Source organism: Bradyrhizobium sp. BR 1432, assembly GCF_051547705.1.
Lineage (GTDB): Bacteria > Pseudomonadota > Alphaproteobacteria > Rhizobiales > Xanthobacteraceae > Bradyrhizobium > Bradyrhizobium zhanjiangense.
The window spans coordinates 1,654,722-1,668,651 of sequence record NZ_JBPUGF010000003.1; the positions used below are offsets into that span (position 1 = coordinate 1,654,722).

General features: G+C 66.1%; 9 protein-coding genes and 1 pseudogene. 5 read left to right on the forward strand and 5 right to left on the reverse strand.

Features of this window, described 5'->3' with window-relative positions; all coding sequences use genetic code 11:
• Nucleotide 1 precedes the first annotated feature (1 nt).
• Nucleotides 2–676, reverse strand: coding sequence for a Crp/Fnr family transcriptional regulator (locus tag ACSKB8_RS07900; RefSeq protein WP_128930729.1), 675 nt, complete (start codon nucleotides 674–676; stop codon nucleotides 2–4).
• A gap of 248 nt (nucleotides 677–924) precedes the next feature.
• On the opposite strand from ACSKB8_RS07900, the gene ACSKB8_RS07905 reads away from it, so the two are divergent.
• Both ACSKB8_RS07905 and ACSKB8_RS07910 read left to right on the forward strand, forming a co-directional pair.
• Nucleotides 925–2,979, forward strand: coding sequence for an AsmA family protein (locus ACSKB8_RS07905; RefSeq protein WP_438103538.1), 2,055 nt, complete (start codon nucleotides 925–927; stop codon nucleotides 2,977–2,979).
• A gap of 206 nt (nucleotides 2,980–3,185) precedes the next feature.
• Entirely contained in the window at nucleotides 3,186–5,633 is a 2,448-nt protein-coding gene (locus ACSKB8_RS07910; protein ID WP_438103539.1) for an adenylate/guanylate cyclase domain-containing protein, read from the forward strand.
• Between the two features lie 213 nt (nucleotides 5,634–5,846).
• Here ACSKB8_RS07910 and ACSKB8_RS07915 read toward each other — a convergent pair whose 3' ends face one another.
• Together ACSKB8_RS07915 and ACSKB8_RS07920 are read right to left on the reverse strand one after the other, a co-directional pair.
• On the reverse strand, nucleotides 5,847–6,251 hold the full coding sequence (locus ACSKB8_RS07915) for a PIN domain-containing protein (protein ID WP_438103540.1): 405 nt from the start codon (nucleotides 6,249–6,251) through the stop codon (nucleotides 5,847–5,849).
• Nucleotides 6,248–6,478 carry an AbrB/MazE/SpoVT family DNA-binding domain-containing protein gene (locus ACSKB8_RS07920; protein ID WP_091897901.1) on the reverse strand — a complete coding sequence of 77 codons (231 nt, stop codon included), beginning with the start codon at nucleotides 6,476–6,478 and terminating at the stop codon, nucleotides 6,248–6,250. Before ACSKB8_RS07920 ends, ACSKB8_RS07915 begins: the two co-directional genes overlap by 4 nt.
• 237 nt (nucleotides 6,479–6,715) lie before the next feature.
• Here ACSKB8_RS07920 and ACSKB8_RS07925 point away from each other — a divergent pair, with 237 nt between their 5' ends.
• Nucleotides 6,716–7,543 (forward strand): hypothetical protein, encoded by an 828-nt coding sequence (locus ACSKB8_RS07925; RefSeq protein WP_438103541.1) that lies wholly within the window; start codon nucleotides 6,716–6,718, stop codon nucleotides 7,541–7,543.
• On the opposite strand, the pseudogene ACSKB8_RS07930 reads toward ACSKB8_RS07925, so the two are convergent.
• Together ACSKB8_RS07930 and ACSKB8_RS07935 are read right to left on the reverse strand one after the other, a co-directional pair.
• Nucleotides 7,544–8,814: pseudogene (locus ACSKB8_RS07930) on the reverse strand (Spy/CpxP family protein refolding chaperone).
• Between the two features lie 170 nt (nucleotides 8,815–8,984).
• Nucleotides 8,985–10,040 (reverse strand): LysM peptidoglycan-binding domain-containing protein, encoded by a 1,056-nt coding sequence (locus ACSKB8_RS07935; RefSeq protein WP_438103542.1) that lies wholly within the window; start codon nucleotides 10,038–10,040, stop codon nucleotides 8,985–8,987.
• A 177-nt stretch (nucleotides 10,041–10,217) separates the two neighbouring features.
• Here ACSKB8_RS07935 and ACSKB8_RS07940 point away from each other — a divergent pair, with 177 nt between their 5' ends.
• Together ACSKB8_RS07940 and ACSKB8_RS07945 are read left to right on the forward strand one after the other, a co-directional pair.
• Entirely contained in the window at nucleotides 10,218–10,910 is a 693-nt protein-coding gene (locus tag ACSKB8_RS07940) for a hypothetical protein (protein WP_438103543.1), read from the forward strand.
• Nucleotides 10,911–11,018: 108 nt separating this feature from the next.
• Entirely contained in the window at nucleotides 11,019–13,682 is a 2,664-nt protein-coding gene (locus ACSKB8_RS07945; RefSeq protein ID WP_438103544.1) for a bifunctional diguanylate cyclase/phosphodiesterase, read from the forward strand.
• The last annotated feature ends 248 nt before the right edge of the window (nucleotides 13,683–13,930 follow it).

The following is a 13,930-nucleotide window of genomic DNA, read 5'->3' on the forward strand; positions in this document are numbered from 1 at the left end:
CCTACTCGTTCCGCGCGATCGCCGTCAGCTTGGTCATGTTCCGCAGCAATATCCGGCCGCGCTGGAGATCCAGGATCGCCTCCTTGCGCCAGGCCTGAAGCTGGCGGTTGACGCTTTCGCGGGCGGCGCCGACGAAGACGCCGAGCTGCTCCTGCGAGATGTGCACCTCGGAGCCGAAATCGGCGGCGAGCGCGCAGAGCCGCCGCGCCAGCCGCACCGGCAGCGGCTGCAGCATGGATTCCTCCATGCGCTCGCTCTGCCAGCGGATGCGCTGGCAGAGCAGCGCGATGATCTTGATCGCGACCTTCGGCTCGCGCTCGAGGAAGCCGAGGAAATCTTCGCGCCGCAGCACGAACAATTCGCTCGCCTCACCCGCGGTGGCATCGGCCGTGCGGCTCTGGCCGTCCAGCACCGCGACCTCGCCGAACAGGTCGCCCGGCCCCATGAAGTTCAGCGTCAGCCGGCTGCCGTCGGAGGCGCCGGTCTCGATGCGGACCTGGCCGCGGCGCACGCCGAACAGCGCGTTTCCGGGATCGCCCTTCTGAAACAACACCTCGCCGCTCCCCAGATGCTGGGTGTGGCAGAGATTGGACAGCCGCTGGAGTTCGTCCGCGCCGAGATCCGCGAACATCGCGTTCATCTTCAGGATGACCGCAAATTCGGCCTGCTTGCTCATTTCAATGTCCTCGTCAATTTACTCGTGAATGTCCTTGGCAAATCGCTTGGAACCATCAACATCAGGATCGCGTAAAACCGCGCCGGAGAAGTGTGTCATAAGTCACATAACTTTGCAGCACCCCCCGACTATTTTTGCGCGCTTGGAGCCGCTTCCCGTCCCGGGATAAACTGAGGCACAAAAGACGGGCGCAAAGGACAGTTAATCTGCCGGGTTCGCTGCCGATCGTCCGTCGTTGGGAAGTCGACATGAGAGCACTGAAATTCGTCGGCGCGGCTTTGGCTGTCGTCATCATCGCGATCGCGGTCCTGCTGGTGGTCGGAATCCCCTCCGGCTTCCTGACCTCGACGATTGCCGCGCGGGTCGAGAGGGCGACCGGTTATCGCCTGTCGATCGACGGCACCACCAAGATCAGCCTGTGGCCGACGCTGAACGTCACCCTGAACGACATCACGCTGCAAGACCCGAAGGACCGCAGCGGCATCACGCGCCTGACGGTCGACAGCGTGCAGGCCGACATGTCGCTCTCCAGCGTCTGGTCGGGCCGCCCTGAGATCAGCGAGTTCGTCGTCACCCATCCCGTGCTCTACCAGCCGTTGCTGCGTGAGCGCCTGCCGAATGCCGGCACCGCGTCGAAGCCGCTCGCGCTCGACACGAGCGGTGCGACCATCGACCGCGTCAAGGTCATCGACGGCGAGGTTGCATTCGCGCGTATACGCGATCGCGTCGAGGGCCGCATCAGTGCCATCAATGCCGATGCCGTCGTTGGCGGCGACCGCCGGGTCGACATCACCGGCACCGCGCGCGTCGGCGAGCACCCGACCAAGTTCGACATCAAGGCGTCCACGCCGACGGCGCCGGGCGACCGGCCGACGATTCCGGTCGACTTCGCCATCGACATGCCCGACGTGCTGAAATCCCAGCTCGCAGGTCACGCCGACATGCGGCTGAGCGGCGATGTCGTGATGATCAACGGCGTCAATGGCAAACTCGGCGACGGCGCCTTCAACGGCTGGGCTTCGGTCGACATCGCGAGCAAGCCGCTGGTCAAGGTCGATCTCGACTTCCAGCGGCTCGCGATTCCGCTGGCGAAATCGCCGGAAGGCACGGCCGGACAACCCTGGAGCAATGCGCCGATCGACGTCTCCGGGCTCAATTATGTCGACGCGCAAGTCAGGATCTCGGCGAACGAAGCCGTGATCGGCGATGCCAGCCTTTCGCCGCTCGCGCTCGATGCAAAACTCGCCGGCGGCGTGCTGAAGGCCAGCACCGCCAACCTCGGCGCCTATGGCGGCCAGGTCTCGGGCGAGGTGATCCTGGATGCGACCACCGGCGCGCCGAGCTTCGCCATGCATTCCGATCTCGTCGGCGTGCGCGCGCTGCCGCTGCTCCAGGGCCTTGCCGAATTCGACCGGATCGACGGCAAGCTGCAGGCCAAGCTCGCTTTGCGCAGCGCCGGCGCCAGCCAGCGCGCGCTGATGGCGAACATGCAGGGCACGGCCTTCGTCAATTTCCAGGACGGCGCGATCCGCGGCATCAACGTTGCGCAGATGATCCGCTCGCTGACCACGAGCACGCTGTCCGGCTGGCAAGAAAGCCAGGACCCCGGCCAGGAGCAGAGCACGGACTTGTCGCAGCTCTCGGCCTCCTTCCGCATCGACAAGGGCCAGGCGGTGACGACCGATCTCAATCTGATCGGACCGCTGGTGCGCGTGACCGGCGCCGGCACCATCGCCCTCGACACCAAGATGATGGGCTTTCGCGTCGAGCCCAAGCTCGTGATGACGACCGAGGGCCAGGGCCGCACGTCCGATCCGGTCGGCTTCGGCATTCCCGTGATGATCCAGGGCACCTGGTCGCAGCCGCGGATCTATCCTGACATGGCCGGCGTGCTGGATAATCCGGATGCCGCCTATGCCAAGCTGCGCGAGATGGGCAAGGGCCTGTTCGGCCCCGATGGCGCCGGGCTCGGCAATATCCTGGGCGGCCTCGGGCTCGGCGGCACCACCGCACCGGGCGGCGGCAATGCGACCGGCAATGCCAATCCGCAAGGTCAGCAGCCGGGACAGAACAATCTGCTCGGCGGCCCCTTGGGCGAAGCCATCGGCAATCTGATCCAGCAGGGGCTTTCCAGCGGTGCCGGGACCGGCACTGGCACCGGCCGCAGCCGCAGCCTGCCGGCGACGCCATCCACGCCGGCCCCACAGGCCTCGCCTTCCGCTCCCGCCCTGGAGGATCCGCCCGTCGCGCAGCAGGATAGTCAGCCAATGAACGACGTGCTGCGGCAACTCTTTAATCGATGAGGGGCGGACCAACGCGCAGGCTGCGGCAATTCATCCGCTTTTCCACCTGCCCCTTTGCCACCGCTTCTGACGTCCATAGCGGGTAACCACAACGGCGGCTCGGCCGGCCCCTTGGCAATCCCCTGACCCAAATTGTGGTAGAACGGCGCGAAAGGGCCGGTACGGCCGGTAGCGCGCGGCGGCAATGGCGGCGCGAGAGGATCGGGATGGCAGGAGCGAACGACAAGACACGGTTTCTGCGCGAGGGCCTGTTCGCCAAATATGTCGTCTCCCTCGTCGGCCTCGTCGTGTTCGTGCTCGCCGTCAACGGCGCGATGGAGACCTGGATCTCCTACCGCGCCACCCGGACGTCGCTGACCAACGGGCTGGAGGACAAGGCGCAAGGCGCCGCGCGGCGGATCGAGCAATCGATCTCGGAGCTCGAACGCCAGATCAGCTGGGTGACGCGGGCGAGCCAGGACACGCTCGAAAAGCGCCGTGCCGATTACGCCTCGCTCCTGCATCAGGTCGCGGTCGTCAACCAGCTGTTCCAGCTCAACGGCGACGGCCGCGAGGTGCTGCGCGTCTCGCGCCAGTCGACCACGACCGGCAGCAATGCCGACCTCTCCCGCGACATGCGCTTCACCGACACCGTCGCCCGCGGCGTCAGCTACGCGCCGGCCTGGTTCGCCGACCGGACCCCGTTGATGTCGATCTCGGTGGCGCATTCCGGCTTCAACGCCGGCGTCACGGTCGCCGAGATCGATCTCAGCTTCCTCTCCGACTTCCTGTCCGACGCCCAGGTCGGCAAGGCCGCGTTCGCCTATGTGGTCGATCCGCGGGGCCGCGTGCTGGCGACGTCCTCGAAAGGGCCCGATGTCGGCAAGGACCTGTCGAAGCTGCCGCAGGTCGCGGCCGCGATTGCGCCCGGCCGCGAGCCCGACACGTCGGGCACCGATTTCAACGGCCATGCGGTGATGAGCGCCGCAAGCACGGTGCCGAAGCTCGGCTGGAGCGTGCTGTTCGAGCAGCCGACCACGCAGGCCCTGATGCCGATCCGCGACCAGCTGGTGCGCATCGCGCTGCTGATCGGCATGGGGCTGCTGGTCGCGATCCTCGCCGGCACGCTGCTCGCCCGCCGCATGATCATCCCGATCACGGCGCTGCGCGACGGCGCGCACAAGCTCGGCGAGGGCGATTTCAGCCACCGCATCGACGTCCACACCTCCGACGAGCTGGAAGACCTCGCCGGCCAGTTCAATCGCATGGCCGATCAGATCCAGGAGACCTATTCGAACCTGGAGACCAAGGTCGAGGAGCGCACCCGCGATCTCGCGCAGTCGATCCACGAGCTCAAGGTGCTGGAAGAGGTCGGCCGCGCGGTCGCCTCCTCGCTCGATCTCAATGCCGTGCTGCCGACGATCGCGGCCCGCGCCATCGAGATCACCCATGCCGATGCCGTGCTGATCTACGGCTATGACGCGGACAAGCGCCGCTTCAACCTGGTCGAGGCGGGCGGCATCGACAAATCGGCCGAGGGCGCGCATGTCACCATCGACGAAGGCGAGAACATCCTGAGCGATTCGGCCGGGAGCGGCGCGCCGATCGCGCTGGCCGATCTCGACGATGCCACCGAGCAGCCGCTGCGCGACGCCGCGATCAATGCCGGCTTCCACGCGGTGCTGGTGGTGCCGCTGGTCGACCAGCAGGGCACGCTCGGCTCGCTGGTGGTGCTGCGCCGTGCCAGCGGCGCATTCGCCCCCAGCATCATCGGCCTGATGCGCACCTTCGCCAACCAGGCGGTGCTGGCGATGCGCAATGCGCGGCTGTTCACCGAGGTCGACCACAAGAGCCACGCGCTGGAGACGGCGAACGAGACCGTGCGCGCCCAGGCCGACAAGCTGCGCGAGCAGACCGAGCAGCTCAAGGACTGGAACAAGTCGCTGGAGGCGCGCGTCAAGACCCAGCTCGGCGAGATCGAGCGCATCCGCAAGCTCGAGCGTTTCCTGGCGCCGCAGGTCGCACAGCTGATCGCCTCCTCCGACAGCCCCGAGGGGCTGCTCACCAGCCAACGCCGCGAGGTGACCGTGGTGTTCTGCGATTTGCGCGGCTTCACCGCGTTCACGGAAGCGACCGAGCCGGAAGAGGCGATGAACGTGCTGCGCGAATATCACGCAGCGCTCGGCAAGCTGATCTTCAAATATGAGGGCACGCTCGACAAATATGCCGGCGACGGCGTGATGATCCTGTTCAACGCGCCGATCCAATTCGAGGACCACATCCAGCGCGCGGTGAAGATGGCGGTGGAGATGCGCGACACCATCGGCCCGCTGACCGAGCGCTGGCGCAACCGCGGACATAGCCTCGGGTTCGGCATCGGCATTGCGCTCGGCTATGCGACGCTGGGCCAGGTCGGCTTCGAGCAGCGGCTGGAATATGCCGCGATCGGCAGCGTCACCAACCTCGCCTCCCGCCTCTGCGGCGAGGCCAAGCCCAACCAGATCGTGGTGAGCCGCCGCGTCTACGGCATGGTCGAGCCCTGGGTCGAAGCCCGCGCCCTCGACGATCTCCAGCTCAAGGGCTTCAATCACCCCGTGCTCGCGATGGAGATCCTGTCCTGGCGCGACGAGGTCGAGAACGTGGTGGATGCCGCGGCGGCGCGGCGGCGAGGCTGAGCGGCCAAACAAAAAGTGCGAAAACAACCCCATGCACAGTAGCCGGGGGCTTTGGGATCAATGACTTACGCGAATCTCGCGCGGGTGCTGGCGTGATTTGACATGATCGGGCGCTCAGGCTGATTTCGCGACGTTACGAAAGCGCTCCAGAGACGCCCTGATCGCGCAGGACATGCGTAAAATTCCAGATCTTGGCGACGTGAGTCTGGGCGTTCACGGTGCGCTCCCGAGAAACGGATTGACGATGGTGAGCCCGCCGATGCTGCGGCCGTGTTGCAGGTCTTCGCTGTAGAGCGTGTCGCAGCCGGCCTCGACCGCCGCAGCGACGATCAGCGCGTCATAAAAGGCAAGGGTGTGACCGCTGGCAAGCGCAAGCGCCGCGGCGTGCGTGTGTGATGTCAGCGGCAAGATGTCGGGAAAGCGAAAGCGGAGGGACTGCACAGCTGCCTCGATCATTGGCCAATCCTGCTTCTGCTTCTTACGCAACACGTTGGTGAACTCGTTCAGCACCTGCGCGCTGATGGCACCACCGCCAGCAATCGTGTTCAGCGCCCGCTGGCGCTTTGTGTCGGTCGAATAGGCGTAGATCAGAATATTGCTGTCGAAGAAGGCACTCACCGCTCGTTCGCCTCATCGCGATCGAACTTGTAGCCTTCGGGCAGGGGAAACTGGAACTGCTCCACCTGCCTGAGAAATTCCGCTCGCTTGTCGATCTTCTCTACTGCGAGCCGGCCCTTCGAGGCCTCCACCACGTTGAGCTCGTCGCCGGGCGAAAGATTCAGGGCCTCGACAAGCGCCTTGGGCAGGCGAACCGCCAAGCTATTTCCCCATTTGGAAACCAGCACGGAACCCTCCATGATATACATCATCTAATGTATATCATAAAACGGATATCATTTCTCCTCAAGAGGCCTGCAGCCGATGCCTTCTTGGGAGGCGCACCGGCGAAGCCGAGGATCTCGCGCAATTCACCCTCCCACGAACCATATCCCGCCTCCCTGCGACCAATCCTCGCTTCGCGAAAATCCGGATGGAGACGATCTGTGGCGTTTGCCTTGCCTTCGCGTGCTTATGATTTGCAGATGCTGGACCGTCCCGCTGACCGCGCGCGCGATCATGGTTGGGTCTATGGGCTGCCGCCGGGCATCACATCCGAACAATGGCCGCTCGATCCGGTCAGCGGCTATCCGCTGATGCACGGTTTCACGCTTCTGCTGCCGGAGGATTATCGCGTGCATGGCGAAGACATCGCCGCGGTGTCGTTCTTTGCCACCGCGCCCGATCACAATGACGGCGGCGCGCCCGACGACCCAGAAATCCGCGAGGCCGTGCTGACGCTACCAGCGCATCCGCGGCTGTCGCGGATGACCGACATCCTCGACTATGAATATGCCGCGCTGCTGCTCACCAAGGCCGAATATGACGGCGCGTTCGCGACGCCGCCGGCGCCGCTGGCGCTTGCGACGGCCGAGCGGCCGCGCTGGCTCGACGTTGGTGGCGCCAGCGCCTTCTTCGAGGCCGCGCCGCCATACGGGCAGAAGATGTTCGCCAGCGCTCCGCGCGCTGCTCTCATTGAAAATCGCGCGATTGCCTTGACGCCGCGTGCGAGCGATCCGAACGCCGGCAAGGGCCCGCAGGACGAGCACACACGCGAGAAGGCGCCGACCGGCTATCAGCCTTACTACTATTACGTCGGCGGCGTGCCGGGCCGCGACAATTTCCGCCTGCACGACTGGAGCAAGGACCACGCCCACAATCACCTCGGCGGCACCATGCGGCCGTGCCAGGCGGTGCCGGAGATGAGCCCGTTCTACATCGAGTTCGAAGAATATTTCGGCGGCTATAATTTTGGCGGCGGCAATGCGCAGCTCGACTTCAGGGACATGAAGTTCGACTGGGCGTGCGGGTGATCACGCCCCCCGTTTCGGTCCGATCGCCTCGAAGCCGGCCTTCTGCTCGTCGCTCAGATCGGCCTCGAAGTCGTCGAGCGCATCGCTGATGCCGCCGACCGCTTGCAGCATCGTCTCAAGTCGCGCCTTCACGGCGGCGAGGCGGGCCTGCGGTGTCGCGGCGGCTTCCGCCGGGCAGGCGCTCAGCGTCTCCATGGTGCGCAGCGTGGTGTCCTGGAGCACCTCAAAGCGGGCGCGGGCGGTCTCGTCGAGCTTGAGCGTGGAAGCAATCTCGGCAGCGGGCCATTGCTGGCTGCACCAGCTGCTCATATTGGCGCTGCGCCTTTTCGTCATAGCGGGGATCGTAGCCCGGCTTGCACGCGGCGGCCGCCTGCGCGTCCTTCGGCTGAGCCGCGGCAAGCGCGGCGCGACGCTCATTGCCGAGCGCATTGAGTTCTGGCTTTCTGGTCGTCATTGAGAAGCCCGACGAATTTCGCAAGCGGCGGCGCGACCGCGTCAATTGCCTTGATCATGGCCTCAAGCCGCTCGCGCATCAGGCCGAGGCGCTCGGCGGCGGTGTCCGGGGCCTGCGCCGGGCAGGCGGCCCGGATGGTGTCGCGCGCAGCATTCCAGGTGGATGCGAGCTCGTCGAGCGCGGTGCGCTGCGATTTGTTCGGCGCTACGGCGGCAGTGATGCGTTCGACGGGCAGACCGCCGGTGTCGCTGGCTTCGCAAAGAGTCTCCGCGGACGGGGTGCGCCGCGCGCGCCGGCCTTGCGGTGCAGTGTAGGCGGCAAGCTCCGTGGCGGCATAAGGCGTGAAGATCGCGGCATAGATGTCGCCATAGCCATAGAGCGAGAGGCTGGTGGTGTCGCCAAAGAAGATCGCGGTGGTGAGATCGTCATGCGCGAACGGCCAGAACACCGGGCCGACCCAGCCATAGCTGCCATCGGGGTGGCGCCACCAGCCCTGCGGGCGGCGACCGCCCTGCCAGCCCGACAGCGCGGCCTGCGCGGTGAGCGCCGCACGCAGGACGTAAGGGTTGGCCGGCTGGCCGCGCTCGCCGCCGCGGGGATCCTGCGACCTCAGCGCGGCCGAGCGGTAGCGGCCACCGCGCACCGCCATGCGGGCATGGCGCAAGCGCGACAGGCCGATCATGTGGCCGACGGCAAAACGTGCAACGCCGAGCGGACCGCCGCGCAATCCGAACTGGGCCTCGGCCTTGCCAGGCAGCAGCACGGCCCCAAACATGAGAGCAGCGCCCGCCACCGCCAGTCCCATGCGTCCGGACATGAAAACTGACCTGACCACCTCGGCCTCCTCCCAACGCCAAGCGCGCACTGCGTCGCATCACAATGACGCGCGGGGGAACCGATTGTTCCGGAACCACAGAGGGCAAAGCGTCGCGGGCAACTGCTTATCTCTCCCGCTTTTGGCGAGAGGGAGAGGAAAGACCGTGCCCGTCACTGCGCCTTTGGCGGCATCACGAAGGTCTGGCCGGGATAGATCAAATTGGGATTGTGGATCTTGTTGCGGTTGGCGTTGAAGATCACGGCGTAGCGGGCGCCGTCACCATAGGCGAGCTTGCTGAGCGCCCACAGGCTGTCGCCGCGGGAGATCACACGGCTGCCACCCGCTTCCGCAGGTGTGCCACTGAGTGCGTCCGCCGGGGAAGCCGATGCGACCGCGGTCGACGCTGCCCGGGCCATCACCTTCGGCTTCGGTGCGCCCGTCAATCTGGGCCGAGCCGTGGGCCTGTCGGGCGCTGAGGCCAGGTGTGGCGATGCCGAGGGCAAGGAGGCCACGACTTCAGGCTTGTCGTCAGGCTTCTCGGCCTGTTTCGCCTCTTGTTTCGCTTCTTGCCGCACGGCGGGTGCCGGCGGCGGCGCGGCCTCGGCAATGGTCACCGGCATGCTGCGGCTGGATTGCGTGACGGTCCCGTCGGTCGATTTCGCCCGCAAGGTCAGCTCATAGGAACCGGCGGGAAGCTGCAGCGGGGTCATCACGAACTGGCCCGACGCATCGGCCGTGACGGTGTCGAGCGGCTTGCCGTCGCGCAGCAGCTCCACCTTCGCACCCGGCGTGGCCTGGCCGGCGATCACCGCCGCCTCGCCATGATCGTCGATGCGCGCGACGTCAAAACGCGGACCCGCATCCGCCGCTGCCGGCGGCGGCTTGACCGGCGCGAGGTCGGCCAGCGCCGTGACCTGCTTCTGCGTCTCGGCCAGCGCGCCCGCCTTCGGCTCGGGCGCCGGCGACGGCGATGCGGCTGGGGCCGGCGGCGCGTTGGCGGCAAGCTTTTGCTCTTCCGGCTTGGGTTCCGGCTTCAGCGCGGGCTTGGCTTCGGCCTTGGGTTCGACTTTGGCTTCGGCCTTGGCCTCCGGCTTGGCGCCGACGGCGACTTCGGTCTTCGCCTCGCCCGGCAGCAGGCGGCGCAGTTCGGTGGGGCCGATCACCAGCACGGTGCCGCCCACCGCGAGCAGACAGAAGGCAATGAAGGCCTTGGATGCGGTGATCATCGGAAATGAACCTTGGGACGCAAATCAGCCGAGGGCCGCAAATTGCGCCGTTTTCGCTGCGGCAGCAAGACGATCGTTGGGATGATGCGCAGCCGCGCCCGAGATGAACCGGCAGGGCCCCGTCGGCGTCAAATCAACGAGACCGCATTGCGCCCAATTTTTTTAAGGATTTTCCCCGTGAACGCATTTTGCCGCCCTGCACCATGGCTGGCGCTCGCCCTGACGCTGGCCGCCTCGCCTGCGCTTGCTGCCTCCGGCCCGCCGCCGGGCTTCGTCCTCACCGACGATGAACATCTCGGCTTCACCTCGCCCGACAAGGCCACCAAGCTCGAGCAGTACATGAAGGACGGCGAGGATTTCGACGTCAAATGGCAGGTGTGGGCGCGACACGGCGAAGGGATGACCGAACTGAAGCCCGAGCAGGGCTATCCGGCCGGCTTCCGTTTCACGAGCGATTCGCAATGGCTGGTGCGGATGCAGAAGACCGGCTCCGGCGAGCAGGACCTCTTTCTCTACCATGTCGAGAAGGGCGCCTTCGTCAGCGCGACGAAGCATTCGCTGAGCGATCTCGCCTGGGCCTATTTCCACAGCCGGCCGGACACGCGGAAGATGAAGCTCGACTACCACATCTCGGCCAATCTCGTGAAAGGCACGGAAGAGGCCTATCGCGGTCTCGGCGTGACATGGCCCGACAACCGTTACCTCGTGATCTCGCTGTCGGGCGAAATGGACAAGCATCCGAAGAACGTCGCCATGAAGGGCCTCGCCGACTGGCGCTGCCGCTATGATCTCAAGACCGGGACCTTCGACGTGCCGGCGATGTTCGCCAAGGCGAATGCGGAAGCCCTGAAGTGGGAGATCCGGCGGTGACGCCGGGGAACAACCCCCTGATTCCGTTCCGATTCATATTTTCGTAACCCTTGCTGGTAACGCGGTCTTGTCGGTTTTGCTGCATCTTGCGTCCCACGGGAGGACTGGATGGGCACATCGATCCGATGGACCGCGCGGATGCGCGTGTTGCTGCGCCGCTGGCGCGGGGCACCGCTGACATGGCTGATCGTCGGCGGCTTCGTGCTGATGGCCGCAACCGCCATCGGCACCGCGCTCACCGTCGACCGCTTCCGGCAGAACGCGATCGAGAGCGGCCGCGACAGCCTGGAGAGCTCCGTCCGGCTGCTGGCGCGGCATTTCGACCGCGAGTTCGAGGACTTTGCGGTGCTCCAGAAGAGCATCATCGCCGAGCTCGAAAGCCGCGGCATCGAATCCGCCGAGGTGTTCCGCAGCGAGATGGGCACACTCGCCATGCACGAGGTGCTGCGCGCAAAGGCCAGCGGCTGGTCCGACGTCGCGGGCGCCAATGTGTTCGATTCCAAGGGCGTGCTGATCAACTCGTCGCGGCGCTGGCCGGTCGCCGAGATCTCGGTGGCCGACCGCGGCTACTTCAATCGCCTCAAGAACGATCCGGCCGCGCAGGAAGAGATCGAGGTCGTACAGGGCCGGCTCGGCAACGGACCGGCGATCGTGTTCGCCCGGCGCGTCTCCGGCCCGCACGGCGAATTCCTTGGGCTCGTCTCGCGCGCGATCGCGCCGGAGCAGCTCGAATCCTTCTTCGCCTCGACTGGGCTGGGCGAAGAATCCTCGATCGCGATGCATCACCAGAACGGCCAGCTGCTCGCGCGCATCCCGCGTGTCGACGCGATGATCGGGCAGAACTACCGCAAGGGCACGCCCGAGCAGATGGCGGTGTTCGAGCGCACCTTCGTCACCACGAAGCTCGCAAGCCCGATCGACGGCAAGGACCGCATCGTCGCCTCGCGCCTCCTCACCGGCGAGCCGTTGGTGGTGGTTGCGACCAAGTCGATGGATGCGACGCTCGCCACCTGGCGCACGCAGACGAAGTTCTTCGTCACGGTGGCCGTGGTGTCGATCGGCCTGCTCGTGCTCACGCTCTATCTGATCTTCCGTCAGGTGACGCACCGGCTCTCGCTGGAGAAGCAGCGGCTCGACACCGCCATGAACACCATGACGCAGGGCCTCCTGATGTTCGATCAGGACGAGCGGCTGATCGTCTGCAACCGCCGCTATATCGAGATGTATGCCCTGTCGAGCGAGGTGGTGAAGCCCGGCGCCCATTTCCGCGAGGTGATCCAGCATCGCCACGACACCGGCTCGTTCGACGGCGACGTCTCGTCCTATTGCGACGACATCCTGAACAATGTCGGGCGCATCCAGAGCACCATCGTCGAGACCGCCGACGGCCGGCTGATCGAGATCAAGAACCAGCCGGGCGCGGCCGGCGGCTGGCTCGCGACCCATGACGACGTCACCGCGCGCATCCGCGCCGAGGAGCGTATCGCCCATATGGCGCATTACGACGCGCTGACCGACCTGCCCAACCGCGTGCTGATGCGCGGGCATCTGGAGCGCCGCGTCGCCGAGCTTGCCCAAGGCAAGCCGTTCGCGATCCTCTATATCGACGTCGACGAGTTCAAGGGCGTCAACGATTCGCTAGGACACGAGGTCGGCGACGAGCTGCTGCGCCAGGTCGCGAACCGCCTGCGCGCCTGCGTCAGCGGCAACGACATGGTGGCACGGCTCGGTGGCGACGAATTCGCCATCATCAAGGCCGGCACCCACGATGAGGCCCAGCTGACCACGCTTGCGGAAACGATCTTGAATGCCCTGCGCACACCCGTGAATTGCAAGGGCCAGGAGATTCCGACCGATGCCAGCATCGGCATCGCGATCGCGCCCGACCATGGCGATAATATCGACGACCTGCTCAAGCGCGCCGATCTTGCGATGTACGCCGCGAAGTCGGAAGGGCGTCGCACCTTCCGCGTCTTCTCACCCGAATACGACGCCAAGGCGAAGGCGCGCCGGCAGCTCGAGCTCGATCTGCGGCAGGCGCTCGCGCGCGGCGAGTTCGAGGTGCACTACCAGCCGCTGGTCGACCTCGCGGCCAATGTCGTCACCGGCTGCGAGGCGCTGCTGCGCTGGCGCCACCCCGAGCGCGGCATGGTTTCGCCCGCGGACTTCATCCCGGTTGCCGAAGAGACCGGCCTCATCGGCGAGATCGGCGAATGGGTGCTGAAGCAGGCCAGTACCGAAGCCGCGAGCTGGCCCGGCCAGATCCACGTTGCGGTGAACGTCTCGCCGGTGCAGTTCCGGTCGCGGACGCTGGCGCTCAAGGTCGCCGCCGCGCTCGCGGAGTCGGGGCTGGCGCCGGAACGGCTCGAGCTCGAGATCACCGAGACCGTGCTCATTCGCGACGACGAGGAGGCGCTGACCGTCCTCCAGCAGCTGCGCGAGCTCGGCGTACGCATCGCGCTCGACGATTTCGGCACCGGCTATTCGTCGCTGAGCTATCTGCACCGCTTCCCCTTCGACAAGATCAAGATCGACCGCAGCTTCATCAGCGACATCGGCGAACCCGAGGATTCCTCGCCGATCGTGCAGGCCGTGGTGCACATGGCTGCCGCCCGCCGCATGGCGACGACCGCCGAAGGCGTCGAGACCGAGGCCCAGCGCGAGGTGCTGCGCCAGCTCGGATGCAGCCAGATGCAGGGCTGGCTGTTCAGCCCGGCGGTACCTGCGGCGAAACTGAAGCAGCTCTTGTCGGCGCAGGCCGCGGCGGCTTGAGCCGCGCGCTCATGACTGCCGCTCGATCCGCGGTGTCCGTGACGATCGGCACCGAAGCGCTCGTGATGCGGCTGAACTGATGGCACGCGACCGAACGCGGAACGTTCGCTCGCGACATCCGTGCGACCGCCTCTCACGCCTTTTGTCATAAAACGTTTCCCTCCCCCTCCGCCCATCGTGCGTTCGCGAAACCCCGCGCCTGCTTGGAGCAGGATCGGACAAAGCCTGACCGCTTCAGGCAATACGCT